16 protein-coding genes are annotated in these 17,247 nt (G+C 50.5%); 7 read left to right on the top strand and 9 right to left on the bottom strand.

Annotated features, from left to right (window positions below; genetic code table 11):
* Nucleotides 1-218: 218 nt before the first annotated feature.
* Entirely contained in the window at nucleotides 219-1,277 is a 1,059-nt protein-coding gene (locus tag AC2215_RS11010; RefSeq protein WP_486810040.1) for a glycosyltransferase family 4 protein, read from the bottom strand.
* 234 nt (nucleotides 1,278-1,511) lie between these two features.
* On the opposite strand from AC2215_RS11010, the gene AC2215_RS11005 reads away from it, so the two are divergent.
* Complete coding sequence (locus tag AC2215_RS11005) at nucleotides 1,512-2,756, top strand: molybdopterin molybdotransferase MoeA (protein WP_486810042.1); 1,245 nt, start codon at nucleotides 1,512-1,514, stop codon at nucleotides 2,754-2,756.
* A gap of 33 nt (nucleotides 2,757-2,789) precedes the next feature.
* Here the strand turns inward: AC2215_RS11005 and AC2215_RS11000 are convergent, their stop codons facing one another.
* The 4 genes from AC2215_RS11000 to AC2215_RS10985 form a co-directional block, all read right to left on the bottom strand.
* A complete protein-coding gene (locus AC2215_RS11000) occupies nucleotides 2,790-3,125 on the bottom strand; it encodes a hypothetical protein (protein ID WP_486810039.1) in 336 nt (111 codons plus the stop codon).
* Nucleotides 3,126-3,168: 43 nt separating this feature from the next.
* On the bottom strand, nucleotides 3,169-3,867 hold the full coding sequence (locus AC2215_RS10995; RefSeq protein ID WP_486810038.1) for a hypothetical protein: 699 nt from the start codon (nucleotides 3,865-3,867) through the stop codon (nucleotides 3,169-3,171).
* Between the two features lie 60 nt (nucleotides 3,868-3,927).
* Nucleotides 3,928-5,052, bottom strand: a complete 1,125-nt coding sequence (locus AC2215_RS10990; RefSeq protein WP_486810037.1) for an aldo/keto reductase — start codon at nucleotides 5,050-5,052, stop codon at nucleotides 3,928-3,930.
* Nucleotides 5,053-5,320: 268 nt separating this feature from the next.
* Complete coding sequence (locus tag AC2215_RS10985; protein ID WP_486810036.1) at nucleotides 5,321-5,836, bottom strand: bifunctional nuclease family protein; 516 nt, start codon at nucleotides 5,834-5,836, stop codon at nucleotides 5,321-5,323.
* A gap of 251 nt (nucleotides 5,837-6,087) precedes the next feature.
* On the opposite strand from AC2215_RS10985, the gene ribE reads away from it, so the two are divergent.
* From ribE to AC2215_RS10970, 3 genes are all read left to right on the top strand, one after another.
* On the top strand, nucleotides 6,088-6,792 hold the full coding sequence (gene ribE / locus AC2215_RS10980) for a riboflavin synthase (RefSeq protein WP_486810035.1): 705 nt from the start codon (nucleotides 6,088-6,090) through the stop codon (nucleotides 6,790-6,792).
* A 155-nt stretch (nucleotides 6,793-6,947) separates the two neighbouring features.
* A complete protein-coding gene (locus AC2215_RS10975; protein ID WP_486810034.1) occupies nucleotides 6,948-7,556 on the top strand; it encodes a hypothetical protein in 609 nt (202 codons plus the stop codon).
* Between the two features lie 47 nt (nucleotides 7,557-7,603).
* Nucleotides 7,604-8,845 (top strand): HhoA/HhoB/HtrA family serine endopeptidase, encoded by a 1,242-nt coding sequence (locus tag AC2215_RS10970; protein ID WP_486810033.1) that lies wholly within the window; start codon nucleotides 7,604-7,606, stop codon nucleotides 8,843-8,845.
* Nucleotides 8,846-8,852: 7 nt separating this feature from the next.
* Here the strand turns inward: AC2215_RS10970 and AC2215_RS10965 are convergent, their stop codons facing one another.
* The 4 genes from AC2215_RS10965 to AC2215_RS10950 form a co-directional block, all read right to left on the bottom strand.
* A complete protein-coding gene (locus tag AC2215_RS10965) occupies nucleotides 8,853-9,038 on the bottom strand; it encodes an AEC family transporter (protein WP_486810041.1) in 186 nt (61 codons plus the stop codon).
* Nucleotides 9,039-9,175: 137 nt separating this feature from the next.
* Nucleotides 9,176-9,691 carry a CDP-diacylglycerol--glycerol-3-phosphate 3-phosphatidyltransferase gene (pgsA, locus tag AC2215_RS10960; RefSeq protein ID WP_486810032.1) on the bottom strand — a complete coding sequence of 172 codons (516 nt, stop codon included), beginning with the start codon at nucleotides 9,689-9,691 and terminating at the stop codon, nucleotides 9,176-9,178.
* Between the two features lie 143 nt (nucleotides 9,692-9,834).
* Nucleotides 9,835-10,506 (bottom strand): sugar transferase, encoded by a 672-nt coding sequence (locus tag AC2215_RS10955; protein WP_486810031.1) that lies wholly within the window; start codon nucleotides 10,504-10,506, stop codon nucleotides 9,835-9,837.
* Nucleotides 10,507-11,863: 1,357 nt separating this feature from the next.
* On the bottom strand, nucleotides 11,864-14,872 hold the full coding sequence (locus AC2215_RS10950; RefSeq protein ID WP_486810030.1) for a hypothetical protein: 3,009 nt from the start codon (nucleotides 14,870-14,872) through the stop codon (nucleotides 11,864-11,866).
* On the opposite strand from AC2215_RS10950, the gene AC2215_RS10945 reads away from it, so the two are divergent.
* From AC2215_RS10945 to AC2215_RS10935, 3 genes are all read left to right on the top strand, one after another.
* Entirely contained in the window at nucleotides 14,863-15,000 is a 138-nt protein-coding gene (locus AC2215_RS10945; protein WP_486810029.1) for a hypothetical protein, read from the top strand. The genes AC2215_RS10950 and AC2215_RS10945 overlap by 10 nt on opposite strands.
* A 445-nt stretch (nucleotides 15,001-15,445) precedes the next feature.
* Entirely contained in the window at nucleotides 15,446-16,165 is a 720-nt protein-coding gene (locus tag AC2215_RS10940) for a Crp/Fnr family transcriptional regulator (protein ID WP_486810028.1), read from the top strand.
* A gap of 400 nt (nucleotides 16,166-16,565) precedes the next feature.
* Nucleotides 16,566-17,246 (top strand): DUF2232 domain-containing protein, encoded by a 681-nt coding sequence (locus AC2215_RS10935; protein WP_486810027.1) that lies wholly within the window; start codon nucleotides 16,566-16,568, stop codon nucleotides 17,244-17,246.
* Nucleotide 17,247: the final 1 nt, after the last annotated feature.

Below are 17,247 nucleotides of genomic sequence, written 5' to 3'. Positions count from 1 at the left end.
CAGACCCCAATTTTCCACCTTCAATATGCCTGTTTGATGGCTCTCGAGCAATTGGGAGATACTTCGGCTCGAGAAATTGCCGCGACTGATGAAGACCCGTTAATTCGCGCTAAGGCGGGTGCTCTTTAGCTCTTGCACTGTCGGCTCCGGGACGGGCGGGAACATCAGGTATCCATCCACCTCGAAGAATCGTCACATTTTGATGTCAATTCTCCAGATTAAATAAACCTCTGAATCACCTCTAAAGTCGCCTGCCCCGATTTACTCCAACTAAACTCACCAGCGCGGGCTAAACTGGCATGGTGAAGCTGCGATCGCGCCCCATTATCTTTGAGTACGCTCTCCATCGCTGCCGCAATTTCAGTGGTTTTGTAGGGATCGACAAGTAGGGCCGCATCCCCAGCCACTTCCGGCAGCGAGGCAAGATTGGAAGTGACCACGGGAGTCCCGCAAGCCATGGCTTCGAGGACGGGTAGCCCAAACCCTTCCCACAACGACGGCATCACTAGGGCGATCGCTTGATTGAGTAGAACCGGCAGTTTCTCTTCATCCACGTATCCGAGAAATTTCACCCGATTTCCCACCCCCAATTCTCGCGCCTGGACTTCGAGTTGGGGCGTGTAGCGTCGATCGGGCGGCCCGGCGATCCATAATTCCACATCGCGATCGTCAATTTGAGCAAATGCAGCAATTAAACGCTCTAAATTTTTATAGGGATGGTGTCGTCCGATATAGAAAAAATAGTTTCCTTGGGGTATTTCTAAATTCTGGAAGCGATCGGCATCGTAAGCGAGTAAAACTGGCGTAATTTTCTCTGCCGGAACGCTCATTAAATTAGTCAAATCATCAGCCGTTGCGGTGGAATCGCACAGAATATGTAACGCCCGTTTGAGGACGCGAGGAACGTAGTAGCGATGGTAGTTTGTCAGGGGAGAAAAACGATCGCCAAATCGCAACGGAATCAGATCGTGGACGGTAATAATCGATCGACATCGATCGACTAATGGGGCTTCGGGTAGGGGGGAAAATAGGAGATTAGCGCCTAAATTTCGATACACCTGGGGCAAGCGAAACTGCGTCCACTGCAAGCGGCGCAAATGACCCCGTATTCCTTGGTCTGGGGTGAGTCCGACGGGAATGGGGTGGCAGTGGTAGCCTGGAAGTGTTTCGGAGACGAGGAGAGTGGGATCGAGGGGTTTGAGGTGTGGCAGAATATTGAGCGCGTAGGTGCTGATGCCGGTGGGTTGGGGAATGAGGAAAGAGAGGTTGATTAACACAAGTAATAAGTAATAAGTAATAGGTAATAAGTTTTATATTTCGCGTCAAAAATAAAGTTTTAAGTTGCGATCGTCTTTAAATTTAGAGTAACCTTTTAAAAGGTTCATTTGAATAAATTAATATTTGAATTGAGATAGAAATGCGATCGATTGGTATCTTCAATCGGGAAAAGCCGCTATAATTTGCAAATTCCCAAACCCGAAAAACTCGTTACTCTTCACCTATCGATCGCCATGCTACCGGTTCAAGACGCAGAAGCTATTCTTTTCGATCTCGTTCGACCCTTCGATCGCCCGCAAGATACGGATACAGTCAACCTATTAGACGCGACGGGACGGATTTTGGCAACCCCTGTCACCAGCGGGTTGGATTTCCCCCACTGGGATAACTCGGCGATGGATGGGTATGCGGTACGCTACGAGGATGTGGGCGAGTGCAGCGACGATCGCCCTGCCAACTTAACAGTCGTTGAAGAAATTCCGGCGGGGAAACCGCCCCAAATCCCCCTCCAACCGGGACAAGCTGCTCGCATTCTCACCGGTTCGATGATGCCAGTGGGGGCGGATACCGTGGTGATGCAAGAAAATACCCGACGGGAGGGCGATCGAGTTTCAATTCTGATTCCCCCGGAAGCATCTGGGGCGTTTGTTCGCCACCGAGGAGCATTTTATCAAGCCGGGGCAGTGTTGATGGAAGCGGGAGTGCGGTTGCAAGCCCCAGATATTGCGGTGTTGGCGGCGGCACAATGTACCCAAGTTCAAGTCTATCGCCGTCCCCGCGTCGCCATTTTATCCACTGGTAGCGAGTTGGTAGAACCCGATCGCCCTTTGGAACCGGGACAGATTGTCGACTCGAATCAGTACGCCCTGGCATCGTTTCTGATGGGGTTGGGAGTGGAACCTCTACGGCTGGGAATTGTGGCGGATAGCAAGGAAGCCCTGAAAATGGCGATGTCAGAGGCGATCGCCCAAGCTGATGCGGTACTCTCCACTGGGGGCGTTTCCGTGGGGGATTACGACTACGTGGAAGAACTGCTGGCGGAGTTGGGCGGCGAAATCCACATTCGATCGGTGGCGATTAAACCGGGCAAACCCCTAACCGTCGCAACATTCGATCGTGATGGGCGATCGGTTCTCTACTTCGGCTTACCGGGTAATCCCGTCTCTGCGTTAGTGAGTTGCTGGCGGTTCGTTCAACCGGCGTTAGAGAAAATGGCGGGATTGTCGCAGGGTTGGCAACCTGCTTTTGTGGAGGCAACGACGCGAGCGCAATTACGGGCGGGGGGCATCCGGGAAACCTACCTCTGGGGACAACTGCACCCCACTGCCAACGGGTACGAATTCGACTTGGCTTCTGGCAGCCACAGTTCCGGCAATTTAATTAATCTCGCCCAAACTAATAGTTTGGCGATCGTTCCGGTGGGAGAAAAGGTAATTTCAGCGGGCGATCGGGTTCGAGTTTTGTCGGTGGTTCGTTGAATTAAAATGTTTGAGAAAATTCAAATCGATCGTTCATCTCGACAAATCCTCGTAGACAATCCGTAAAAACGCTTCCGACCAGAGAAATCCATTCCCCCAAATCTCATCTAAATCGGCGGTCGGATTCGAGGCGACCAACTCATCCGCCGACATTCCCGTATCGATCGCCTCACTCACTCGATCCCGCACGGTGACGAGCATATCCCGGTAGGCCATCAATTCTGCACGATTGGAAAGCGGGCCGTGTCCGGGAATAAGTTGGGTGCGATCTCCCACCATTGGCAAGATAGACTCCACGGCATTAATCATGCCATCAATAATACTTACCAATTTAAGTAGAAGAATCAATTCTAACTTTTGAATATTCATAAAAGTCTAAAAAATAGACCTCTGAATCTCCCCTTGTTTGCAGTCAGTTATTAGTGTCTCCATCAAGTGCCCCATCCACCTGCTCCTCAACTTCTTCTTCAATCCCTTCCTCCATTCCTTCCTCAATCTGCTGCTCCTCACTCGATCGCTTCCCCGATTCATCATCCTCTAAATTAGGTCTGGCACCGGAATTAATTTCAATTTCACATTGGGGAAGGCTCATACTAAAGTTACACGTGTACGTCGCGATCGGCATATCGGGTTCTTGACGGTTAAAAATTCTCACATTGTAACCATCCGATCGCGCTACGGTTCCCATCTGATTCACAAATGCATACCGTTGTAGGTAGTCGAGCAATGTCCATCGCTGTCGGTTGACCACCAAATCCACTCGTCTTTCTTCGGGATAAGCCAGCCAATTCTCTAATAATTTGCCGCCAAATTGTTCGCTAGCCCACCAAAGACTGGGAACGGTTAAATCTATTTGGGAAATCGTATCTTTTGTGATAATGAGACTGCTAGAAGTACAATCAGAATTTTCTTCAATCCAACAGACATCTAAAGGTTCGATCGATACAGAGATAGGAGCTTCTTCTGCACTCGACATGTCTACATCTGTTTCGTCTAATTCAAGAGATTCTTCCGGTTCTTCTCGGATTTCTGGTAATGTCTGAGCCAGAACCCTAACTCCCGCAATAAATTCTAGAAATAGAAAACACAAACTCCACAATAAATAATTCATATATATCTCACCGAGCGCTTATCACATATTGCTTATCACTTATCACTTATTACTTACGACTTACCCCCACAACCGCCGCCGAGGGGAACCTTGCAGGCGCTGGTGGGTATCCTGGAGGAGGGCCGGAATATCGAGTTGTTCGGGACAGCGCGGCAGGCACTCACCACAGTCAGTACAGCGATTACCTTTGTTTCCCGGAAACCAGTGTCCGGCATTTTCAAACATTCCGTAGCGATACCGACCGAAATCGGTCATGTCGTAGGCTACCGCCAAGTTTCGCAAGCGCAGCACTTCGGGAATATTAATCTCTTCGGGACAGGGCAAACACCCATAACATTGAGCACATCGATCGCCCTTTAGGGTCTTAGCTTGATGGGTTTCAAGGCGATCGAGAACCTGGGTTTCCTGGGGAGTTAGGGGCGCGTCGCCATCAGCCAAACCGAGCGCTGGCAAGAGTTCCTCCGGGTTGGCCGCCCCCAGGCTGAGGGTGGTGATGCGAGGGTCTGCCAGCAAGAAACGGTAGTTGAGTTCGAGGGGAGAAAACGGAGAACACAAGCTTTGCAGGGTTGCCGGAGGGGTATGGAGTTGTCCGCCTTTATCGACGGGGGAAATGATAAAAATCCCCAGATCTTTTTCACGGGCGAGTTCGAGGGCGGGGGCATTACGCTGAAAAAATAAGTAGTAATGCAGATTGACAAATTCAAATAATTCCGTGCCAATCGCATTGAGAATTAGCTCGATCGCACCGTGAGTGGAAAAGCCCAAATGCCGCACTCGGCCGTCATCTAGCGCCCGATCGATACCTTGAATATCTCCCCCTGGGGCGATCGCTCGTTCTAAATGCTCTGGAGTGTTAATACCGTGCAGTGCCAAGCCATCGAGATAGTCAATTCCGAGGCGTTCGAGGGATTCATCGATGTAGCGTTCCGTCGTCGCGCCATCAGCAGTGGGTGTAATTTTGGTGGTAATGTAGAGGCGATCGCGGTCTAGCCCCGACTGGAGAGCCATACCCAAATAGCGCTCGCTGTCGCCGTATCCCCTTGCCGTTTCCAGATGGTTCACTCCGGCAGCCACCGCCGCGCGTACCGTTTCGATGGCATTTTCAGCCGATGCGAGGTAGCGCATCGTTCCCAACGAAAAAACAGATAAATACAGATTAGTTTTCCCAAAACGACGATAGCGCATGGGGTTTACAATTTTAGATTTTAGATTTCAGATTTTAGGTTCTGCTGACATTTCAGACTGGAGGTCGAGACTTGTCGTGTTTACGGTGAATTTCGCTGGTGAATCTGTTCTTTCTTGCGTAAGAATCAGAGCCGTTCGCTGAGATTGAGGCAAGAGCTTTAGCTGTTAAAGCTTATTTGAAGCGGATGACTGGCAGCGGTTTCACTTTGCGACATGAAACCAAACGCGCGCAATTCCTTTATAGTATCGCTGAATGCTTACAATCGACCTATCGATCTTGTTTGGGTTTTTGCCGTCCTTTGCCAGCCCGTTCGATGAGTTCTTCGGGAGTCAGCTCGTCTACAAATTGGCGAAAGGCTTGTCGTTCGGCTTCGTCAGCTTCTCGATCGACGGGAATCGAGGCTTCGGCGACCACTTCTTCCATCACCCAAATAGAGCTATCGGTTCGCAAGGCGACGGCGATCGCATCGCTCGGACGCGCGTCAATTTCTTTAAACCGGTTGCCTTGCCGGACTTTCAAAATCGCATAAAACGTATTATCTTGCAAAGCATGGATGACGATTCGATCTAAAACCATCTCCCAAGCTTCCAGGAGGTTAACAATCAGATCGTGGGTCAGAGGACGAGGCGGATGCTGGTTTTCCAGAGCGCTGATAATCGAGCGAGCTTGGTCTTGACCGATATAAATCGGCAAAGCACGCCGTTCGCGAGCATCTCGCAATAATACAATTGGATTTCTGTTGGCTGCATCTAGGGCAATTCCAGCGACTTTCATCTCAATCATTGACTCAGCCTCATTGAATACTCGTGGTAAGGGGCGAACGATCTAGTTGTAGACGACTCTAGATCCCTAAATTCCAGTATGCCTCGATCTTTACGCCGATCTACAATAAATGCTTTAAGGATTTGCTAAGAAACCTGACACTGGGTTGGAGATTGCCGTTCCCAAGGAGCAGCTCTTTCGACCCCTTCGGCGATCGCGTTGGCTGCGATCGCACTCCGAATAACGATTGAGTCGCTCTTGAGGGAAAAACCGTGTTTACCGGACTAATTCAAGCACTAGGAACTTTTGAATCCTCAACAGAGGGGATATGTCACATTCGATGTCTTTCAGGATGCCCCGATATAATTTTACAGGACTTGGCGATCGGCGACAGCGTTGCGGTGGATGGAGTTTGCCTCACCGTGGTCGAATTTATCGCCAATGGCTTTGCCGCAGCGGTCTCGCCGGAAACGTTATCGCGCACCACCCTGGGGCAACAAGAACCCGGTAGCGGTCAAACCTACGTCAACCTCGAAACATCCCTGCGAGTGGGCAGCAAGCTGGGGGGCCATTTTGTCACCGGTCACGTGGATGGCATTGGATGTTTGCAAGGGTCTGAAATCGTTGGTAATTCTTGGGAGATGTGTTTCGGCGCCCCTTCAAATCTCGACGAGCGGTGGGAGCGTCAGATCGCGCCTTACATCGTGCCGAAAGGGAGTATCGCCGTCAACGGCATTAGCCTGACGATTTCCGAGTGCGATCGCCTCAGTCGTTGGTTTAAGGTGGCGGTCATTCCCCATACCTATGAGGAAACGAATCTCAAACACCTGCGTCCGGGCAGTTGGGTCAATTTGGAAGGGGATATTTTGGGCAAATACGTCGAGAAGTTTTTCCAGAATCGATTAGGGGGAGTCGAGCGTACATCCGAGGCGGAGTCGGTCACCTCGGATTTTCTGGCAGAACATGGATATTTGTAATGGATGCTTGGTGAAAAAGAGGCTAGTCCGAAAGGATGGGAAGGATGAACGGAACGAAGATTTACCCATTGTCAATTGTCAATTTTCCATTGTCCATTCACTTTCCCCCCTCCCATTAATATAGAGTCAGCAGTTTATCAACGTGAATATCGAGCTTGGAAAAGAGAAAACGTGCCAGGGACCCGGCGGTGGCAGATGTATTGGCACTGTTAAGTTACTATCGCTTCGAGTTTGGAGAGAGCACTCCCGCACGAACGATCTCCGACTGGCTGGAAACTTATCCAGCCAATTGGGTGCGTTTGGCGATTGTCGAAGCCCTCTACCAAGGTCGATATAAAGCCGTTTCCGTAACGCAGATTTTAGCGGCTTGGCAGCGGCGAGACCAACCCTATCCTCATTTCAACTATGAATTTGAGTCTTTAGTCTGCCGCCACGTCCAGATGCCCGTTAGGGCAACGGAGGTCGATCGAGATTCAGAACCCGATCGCCCGGACCCCCCTCACCCAGAGCCAATAGAAGTGGATGTCCGAGCGCAAAGCGAGGAACATCTCATCGATGAAGGCGAACTCGCCGAAGAACAACCGCCATCGGATTCTCCTGGGGCGAACGGTCACTCAGAAAACGAGACCCAACCAGCTAAAATCCCGATCGAGATCGATCGATTTTCGCCAACTGTCGATGGCTCGGGATTCTATATTCGACTCAAAACGATCGCCGAGAAAAGTCAGCCTGAAGGCGATGGCTCTGAAGAGGAAACGGATTAACCCCTCTATAATTAATGGGAGATACCAGGTAGCAGAAGAGGCAGGGGATGACAACTTCCGAGAACAAAAACAAAGCAGCGGGCAAATTTTCTGCATCTCAAGCTGCGATCGGTTTGATGTTGCTTCTGGTGGGTGCAGGTAGTGCAATTGTCGCTCAGCGAGTTCTACTGTCGAGAACGACCGACCCGGTTGCCGAACCGCTAAATTCCCCCATCTCTACGGAAGTTCTACCGTTACCGGTTGAGGTGGAAGAACCGGACGTACTGGTATCGGAAGAAGACCCAGCCAATACCAACTTTATCGTTACCGCAGTCAATCGCGTCGAACCGGCGGTGGTGCGGATCGATGCAGCCCGCACCGTCACCGATTTTGGTGGCTCTTTTCCCCCTCGATTTTTCGTGCCTCCTGGATTTGGTTCGTCTCCCCAAGAACGAGTCGAACGGGGAACGGGTTCTGGTTTTCTCATCGACCCCAACGGACAAATTCTCACCAACGCACACGTGGTCGATGGTACGGAAACGGTGGAAGTGACTCTCAAAGATGGTCGTAGTTTCGAGGGTCGAGTCCTGGGAACCGATCCCCTGACGGATGTGGCGGTGGTAAAAATTGAGGCGACGAGCCTGCCGACGGTCTCCATCGGCAATTCCAACCTGCTGCAACCGGGAGAATGGGCGATCGCCATCGGCAATCCCCTCGGTCTCGATAGTACGGTCACCGTGGGGATTATCAGTGCTACGGGGCGATCGAGTACGGATGTGGGGGTTCCCGATAAGCGGGTCGGGTTTATTCAAACTGATGCGGCCATCAACCCTGGAAACTCAGGGGGTCCGTTGCTCAATGCAACGGGAGAGGTGATCGGCATGAATACGGCAATTATTAGCGGCGCTCAGGGTTTGGGGTTTTCTATTCCCATCGAAACGGCTCAGCGCATCGCCCAACAACTGATTACCACGGGTAAGGTCGAGCATCCCTATCTGGGAATTCAAATGGTCGATCTGACTCCGGAAAATCTCGAACAAATTAATGGTAACTCCGATCTCCCGTTTAAAATTCAGGTCGATCGAGGGGTGGTTATCCTGCGGGTTATCCCCGGTTCTCCAGCGGAAGCTTCGGGTTTTCAAGCCGGAGATGTGATTCAGAGAATGGAGAACCAACCCATTTCTCGCTCTGAATCCGTTCAGCAGATCGTGCAAGCCAGTCGTATCGGTACGCCTTTGGAAGTGGAAGTGGCTCGTAACGGACAAACCGTTACTCTCATCGTCGCCCCCGGAGAGTTACCAGTCCAGTAAATCGCGGCTACCCGAAAACCACTAGCCAGACAGGAATCATCAACAACAAGCCAATGGTCGTCAGGATGATGCTGCTGGTGACTAAATCTCGATCGAGATCGTATTCTTCAGCGAAAATAAATCCCCCAAAGGCGGTTGGCATACCCGACATCAGCACCACAGCCAATCGCGCGTCTCCCGACCAACCGACCAGGGTTAAAATCTAGGGGAACGCCAACCCAATATAAACTTCGACCCAGTAACCTGGGAAAGTCATCGGGGAGAAAGCGAAATGAAAATAACCCCAATCCCATCCAGAGGACTAGGAGAGTGTAAGCATGAAAAAGGGTTTCACTCATCTACTGCAGTGGTGGGAAATACGTAAATCGCTCCGGAGATTAATGTCAGGATGACGCAAATCCAAAATGCAATTAGAGTCGGAAGATACCAAATTTCCGAGAGCGGCGCGATTAGTAAAGAAATCGCCACAATTTGACTGACCGTTTTCAGCTTACCCCAAGTATTGGCGCCTGTAATTTTCGGTTGATTGACTCGCCAACCGGAAATCGTCAACTCTCGCGCCAAAATTAAAAAGACACCCCAGGCTGGAATAAGATCGATTTCAACCAGGGCGAGCATCGTTCCTAAAATCAGCAATTTATCGACGAGGGGATCGAGAAATTTGCCCAAGTCGGTCACCATATCGAAGCGTCGGGCAACATAACCATCCAAAAAATCCGTACCGGCGACGACGAGAAAAATCACCAGACTACTCCATCGACGAACGGGAGTGGGATCGTACAAGCAGTAGAGTAAGAAAGGGATACCCACGAGTCGAGAGAGCGTAATCCAAGTTGCCAGAGTCATGAAATTGGGAAGATTTGGGGATCGAGCCTATATATTGTACTCCGACTCCTCGCTGCCCCTATCGCGAAAAAACCTGCCCAAAGGGCAGGCTGTTCGTAAACTCTCAATTTGATTTCGCGGTACAACGTCCATTTGGATTGGCCTTAGCAGGCTCCGGAGCGATCGAACACGAGGACGTGAATTGTTTTGAAGATCAGCTGGAAGTCGTAGACGATGGACCATTTCTGCTGGTAAGCAACATCCATGCTCACAATGTCTTCAAAGTCTTTGATGGTGGAACGACCGTTGGCTTGCCACTCACCAGTCAAACCGGGCTTAACTTCCAAACGCTCCCAGTGGTGGGGGGCGTAGTTTTCAACTTCGTCTTGAGTGGGGGGGCGAGTACCAACCAAGCTCATGTCTCCCATTAAGACGTTCCAGAACTGGGGTAGTTCGTCTAAGCTGGTGCGACGCAGGATACGTCCGACTCGGGTAATGCGAGGGTCGTTCTTGGCTTTGAAGATGTGACCGCTGGCTTCGTTCTCGACCAAGTGCTTCATTTTGTCGGCGTTCATCACCATCGAACGAAACTTCCAGATACGGAAGGTTTTTCCTTTGTGACCGCAGCGAACTTGGCTGTAAAGCAGCGGACCGGGATCGTCTAAGTAGGTTGCGATGGCAACTGGGATAGCAACGGCCACAGCGATAGCCAATCCAACGATGGCTCCTAAGATATCGACCAGACGCTTGACTTTGCTGTTAACGGAAGGGTGTACCCAAAATGCTTCGGGACTGATCTTGGCTACGGCTGTTGAAGAAATAATTACTGTATTCACGGTTGGGGCGTTGCTGCTTGACTATTTATCCTTACACTTCTCATCGTAGATGATATCTCGAAGACCAAACAACCTGGAGACACTAAGGTTTGCGATATTTTTACTTATCTGGAGTATTTTTAAAGTTATTGTAAAGCTGACATAAAAATCCCTTGGAGTGGCTGCCAACAAACTCCCAGAAATAGAAAATTCTGAAGAAACCGCGACTTGTCTTTCAAAGCCGGAGTCACGACTTCTATCCCTGAGTAAAAACTCAGAGTTTTTGGGAGACACCTTGCCACCTCAAATCTCAATAACTCTCTATCTAGAAAATTGTTTGTGGATGCTCTATTGGAAAAGCTAAATTAACTTGAGGATAGCTGAAGCTATTATACAGCAAAGCTTTGAGTATTTATTTTGAGTGGGATCGCCAACGAACTTTCTCCGATATTGGCGTTCGTTCGTCGAATTTTTTAACAGATCCAAAAATAATCTCTAAACTTAAGGTAGATTACCAAAAGTTTTTAGAGATATTGAAAAGACAGTCTCATTGGAGTGGACTTACTTTATCGAACACATATCAATTAAAACAGCCTTAAAAGTTAGCCCTTCTTTTTCGTTAAAGAATCCTCCTTTTTTTTCAGCTTGAACTAAGAGCAGAAGCCATGGACGATTTCTTTCGAGTTTAGCGAAAATATACGAGTAACTTTGGATTTACGTTCTCGTTTTCTCGACCTAACGATTAATTCGATAGAAACGATACCACCGATCTTTCAAATAAGCCTAGAACGACTCACTGAGGAGAGAATGTGGAACTATAATCCTGTAGGGTATCTTGCCCGTTCTCGAATGACGATTAATTTCTAGAATGAAACCCACCGTTCGTCAAACTATCTGACATGAGAACTCAAGCAATACCTCGGTTAACTTCAATAAGACTTTGACGCTAACCCAGACTCTGTATAACTTTTAGCCGCTTAGTTTCGATCGAGTGCTTTGGAATTTCTAAGCACAAATAACCAGCTTTTGAAGCTGTTCGATCTCGATAAATTCGACAAAAATTTAAAGGTGGATATATAATACCATTTTTCTGAATACTAGATACAAATAAGTTAAATATTCTCACAAAGAAGTCAAGAAATAGCAATATAGCAACAAAACATCTGTGCTTGGCTGCGGGATCTCGACAAAACCCTGACGTTTTCTAGCTCGTCATTTGTCCGGTTGTCTTCAGTGGCAAGCCCTGAGCGATCGACCTCCGAGGGTTAAGGCAACACTAAGGCTCACCAGTTTCAAACTCAAAACACAAGACGAGCGAGACCCTCTATTTTGTTATGGGATAGTACGTTCCCCCGATTCACCGTCATGGGTATCTCAACTAAAGATGGGGATGGCGATCGATGTTCGGAACGCTCAAACGGATTGCGAGGGGTTCTTGCCAGGTTTGTTCGCAATTCTGTGCGACCTTGTGGAAATACTGATGCAAACGCTCGAACTGCTCTCGGTTCGGGCGGTAAGTCTTGGCACTTTCTCGCTCGAATAAAGGAGCCGAGCGTAAAGCCCGATAAACCGGGTGTTGCTGGGACGAAACACTCAACCCTGCCTCGGGAGATGAGGGGACCAGACCCTGGGGAAGCTGACCGGTCACGATGGCAATAACGCGATCTCGACAGGCTCGGGCATTGAGACCTCGACCCTCGAGCCGGGCAAGAATTTCTCGCTCCGACAGCGTCTCGTCGGGACACACTTCGAGCAGTTCGCGGACTAAAAAATAGTCGCTATATTGCTGGGGTAACTCATCTAACACCTGAGGGTACAGGGGCAAGGTTGCCAAACCGTAAGCAACGCGACTGCATCCTGGAAGTCGATCGCTCGGATAAACATCCTGCATGACGATCGCGTTGGGCAGTTTTTGCCGCAGCCACAGAGCCAGGGCTTCCCAAGATGCCGTTCCCCCGGTGCATAGGGCCCGATCGATTCCTTCGACGACAACCCCAGTTTGGCTCAGCAGCCGGTTTAATTCTCGATTCACTTGTTGAACGTAGGGGAGTAGCACCCGCGCTTCCAAGTCCCGTCGCATCACCGTCAACTCCACCGTTCCAACATGGACGGTATGCTGCTCCTGCTCTTGCAGGCGAAATTTGAGAGATGTCGCAGCTTCCAAAAGAGAACGTCTTGGGGAGGTGCTTTGCAACCATCGCTCGAACCCAACCCGCGTTTCTCGGTCTGGTTCTCCAGGCTGGGGTAGCGGCACGCTGGCATCGAACCCAACCGCTGCGGCGATTTCTTCTCGATCGAGCAAGAGCTGACAAATGATATCTCGATCGATCGCATCTCCGCCATAGGAATAACTGTGGCGCGCGAAGCAATCGCGGTGCAAATCCTGCAAACGATCGGGGAAGTTCACCAGCACCAACTCCGTGGAATTCGCGCCGGCATTAATCGCCAAGGTCGTTCCTTGCCAGTCCGGCGACAACTCCCATCCTTTCTGAGTCCCGGCGGCCATGGGATCTCCGGGCAGGGCTGAGAGTACGGTGGCGATCGCATCTTCAACAAACATAATTTGTTCCGGACGCTGTACTAAGTTCGCCCGAATTATGGCTTCGCGAATGTTAAATCGATAGGCTTCCGAAGCTGCAACCGGTGCATTGACGATTACCCCGGCTAACTGCTCGATCGCTTGGGAAATAGAAGGATGGGGAAATGGAGAAATCGGTAGGTGGGGCGAAGCCGGAATCGGAATCGCATCGGGCCAACCACTTTCGGCGTTTCCGAACCGATTATCGGCTAAGGTGCCCCGCTCGATGGCAGCAAATAACGCCTGACATGCCCGTTGCATCGCCCCTAGGGCAATCCGTCGATCGTCCGAGAGCTGGATCTGGGGTTGCTCTCGACCCTCATCATCGTACCAAGGCAGTCCGAGATTCAACCAAGACTTAAAATGTTGGAGCAGCAATCCCGATGGGTCAGACTCGTTCCTTCGATCGAATTCAAAGGCTTGGGGACCCACGGCCGCAATTTGTTCGGACCCATGACTGTCGGCGTTGTCTTCCCCCATGAAGTAAACCGCAGCCGGCAAACGAAAAAAGCGGGTTTTCGATCGATGACCATCCAGTTGCACCCAATAGATCGGATAGAGCGCGCCGGTGAGGCGATTGAGGAGCACGGCACAAAGACCCGTGGTTCCGAAGTCGATGCCCAGATACCAAGTTTTTGGGGGTAGCTCGTCTTCCGATGGCGATTCGGGTGGAGGTTCGACGGTTACTGTGTCGCCCTCAGTATTGTCGTTGTTGGTTTGGACGTCTTCGGCTGCTTCTTCAGGGGATTCACCAAGAAGAAAAGCCGGGAAAATGGCATCGAGATCTTCATCGGACAGTTCTCCCGGACGGAGGGCAATTTCCGGTTCGACCTCACCATCGGCCTCTTCGACATCTTCCGAGGCAATGTTGGCTCGAACATCTTCCAACCGATGTAAATCCGATTCTAACTGCTCCATCATTGTGGAGTCGAGTTGAAGATTTTGTTCTTGTTCGAGTAGGGGTTCGTTGCTGTCGCCAGAGAGTAAGTTTTCTTCGGGAGAGGCAAGTAGGTAATCATCTTCTGTCAGAGGCGGTTCGGGATTGGCTTGTAGGGCTTCCCAAGTCTCGAGGTTAGTATTTTCTTCCGTACTGCGCGTTTCTAAGGCAATCTCGGGAATTAAATCCGTGAGGGCGCGAATCGTTTCTACCCCATCAGAGGTCTTGGGTTCTTGGGGAAAGACTTCGGGTAAGGTGGGTGCGATATCCGTTGATGACGGCTCCTCCTCGGACAGATTTGAGATTGAAATCTCTGAAATCTCTGACTCCTTGACTTCCGATGGGGTCGTTGGTGGGTGACCCTCGAGTATTTCTAAGACCGGGGGAGCGGGCGCATCGGACGAATCTGGGCTCGCCAAAACCCTGAGTGGCTCTGGATTGCCGGCATCGAGTTCTTCTTTCGGTTCGATTTCTCCAGAGGCGCTTTCATCCCCGAAGGAGAAATTCGATGGGAATGGGGAATCTTCGGTTTCTTCTTCTTCTGGGAGTAAACTCGCGTACAAGTTGCCGATGGGGTTGTCCTGGCTTCGAGGATTCTGCCCGAATGCCGATTGTTTCACCGCTTCATCTAATTCTAAATCGATGGCGACAGCCGCTTCCGAAGCTTCAGATATGGGTTGGGATTCGGTGGGTTCCAAATCCAAAAAGCTGACATCGGAGTCGGTGGGGGGATCGGTGGGAGTGTCGGCGTTGGTACCTAGAACATCTGGGGAGTTCGTCGATTCGGGTTCGGGATGCATGGGGGTATCGATCGCGTCGGGATGAGAGAATCGGAAATTGAAGCCGTTCGGATATGCCTGGAATGGGAGCATTTGGCGAAGACTGGTGCCGGAGGCGGTGGTTTGTTGCGGGTTGCATCGCCATTGACTTCGGCTACACTGGAGTCGAGCGCGGTTCGTATCGCCACGTCGGCGATCGCATCGCCACAGATTATCTCTAAAGTCCCAAGAGTCTCGAACCGTTGGCTTCTCTGAAGTTGAAAGTCTCTAGAACAGATGGGTTCGATTGGGCGCTCGATTTTAGCAATGAGAGATTGAATTCGATTTGAACGATCGCTCACGGGAAGCACCTCCGAGTCATAACGCTCAATCTTTTTGGCCAGACCGATGGGTCTTAGCCTCACGATTAGCATCGTACAAGGCGCGGTGTTTTATTTCAATTGGAGATGTCTCCGGAGGTCTCGCGTCGGAGATCGGAATTGATGAAATACTGTACTAAGTTAAAATTCATCGTAAAATGTATCTACCGATCGAGCCAACGAAAAACGTTAATAAACATTAAGCCAAGAGAAATAATGGCACCTCGACTCCTCAGATCGTAGAATAGAGAGTCAAAATCGACTCTTGCGTTCGCTTGACTTTGAGACTTTATGGCATGATGGCTTCATGGAAGACCGATATAACCCCCGCGATTCTTACACTAGCCCCGAAGTTGAAGCATTAATTCGCTCAACTCCTTTTTTTACGGGTTTGCCAGAACCTGTAGTTGATAATGCGATTTCTCATGTAGTAACTCGTACTCATCCGGCAAACCAAGTCATCTTGTTGGAAAACGATTGGGGTTCCTCGGTCTACTTTATCTTGGAAGGTTGGGCCAAAATTCGCACGTACAACCTTGATGGAAAAGAAGTCACGCTGAATATTCTCGGAAGTGGTGAATTATTTGGAGAAATGGCAGCCCTCGATGAAGTGCCGCGCTCGACCGATGTGATTACTCTGGCGAAGACGACCATCGGCAATATGCCCGCCCAAGATTTCGTACAACTGATCAATACCGAACCCCTCGCGGGAATTCGTCTGGCTCAGCTGATGGGACGGCGATTGCGACAAGTCAACCGTCGGCTGCGCTTGCGCGAATCGGACAGTACCTCTCGGGTCGCCGATATCCTACTCTTCTTAGCTGAAGGTCAAGGAAAAGAAACCACCGCTGGAGGGATGGAAATTCCCAACTTACCCCACCGAGAATTGAGTAGTTTGAGCGGTTTAGCACGGGAAACGGTAACCCGAGTTCTCAGCAAGCTGGAAAAGAAGGGACTCATCGAGCGCGATCGCGATATCGTTCGCATCCCCGATCCCTACGCCATGGAAAAATTGTTGATGCAGTAAGGAACGTGCGGGAAAATCGCCAACCGGCTGTAGGGGTAACACATGTAGCCATACCGTTCCCGTAGCATCTGGTTGAGGAAGGTACCTGCGGTCGTTGACCCCTAACTTCATAAATCTCTCCTCCGCACAGGGGAGAGCGAACGGGTAATTGACAGTGGATAAGTGGTTGCCATCATAAACAAGCGCACCTTGCGGTTAGAACAACGCCGGATAATGATGTTGTAATTAACCTGCGGTCTTCGCCCCCCTGCCTCCCCTGCGCTCGTTGCCCCCCGAAGCCCCCGCTCACTTGTATCCGCGCCTATAGTGGCGACTGCTATATCTCCCTGATTCTCCTTGTGTCCTCCTCCCCCCATCCCCCATTTCGAATTCGATCTAAGCTGCTTGTGGACGCGATTGCATGAGTCAAATTCCTTCCCAGACCCCAGACCCCAACCCTTCGCCACCCCCGAAAAAATCTCCCCCACCGCTGATGATGGTGGAGACAGCGTTTCTTGCGAGTACGGCGAGTTTGATTTGGCTGATCAACGTCTACTTTCGCCTGACATCGTTGCTGCGGATGTTTTTCCCAATTCCCATTGCCCTAACCTATTTGCGGTGGGGCAAACGAGCGGCTTGGATGAGTGCAGCGGTGTCGGGATTGCTCTTGTCGGTGCTCATGGGACCGACCCGAAGCATTCTATTTATCATGCCCTACGGCTTGCTGGGTATTCTTTTGGGCTTTCTCTGGCGACGGCGCGCCAATTGGTGGGTGTCGGTTTCTATGGGAATGCTCTTGGGTTCGTTGGGAACGTTTTTCCAAATTTGGTTGCTGTCGATGCTGGTGGGTGAAGACCTTTGGCTGTACATCACCCTACAAATTACCCGATTTGCCGATTGGGGCTTTGAAAAGTTGGGCTTGCTCGCTCAACCAGGTCTTCATTTGATTCAAACCCTGGCGGTGTTTGCGGTATTGCTCAATAATGCGGTGTATCTGTTTGTGGTTCATCTAGTCGCCCTGCTGCTCCTCAATCGCCTCGGTAATCCGATTCCACCGCCGCCGCAATGGGTACAAGTGTTGCTCGATTACGAAGAAGATTGAA

This window comes from Zarconia sp., from assembly GCF_057467645.1.
This window is presented reverse-complemented; position numbering and strand designations above follow the sequence as displayed.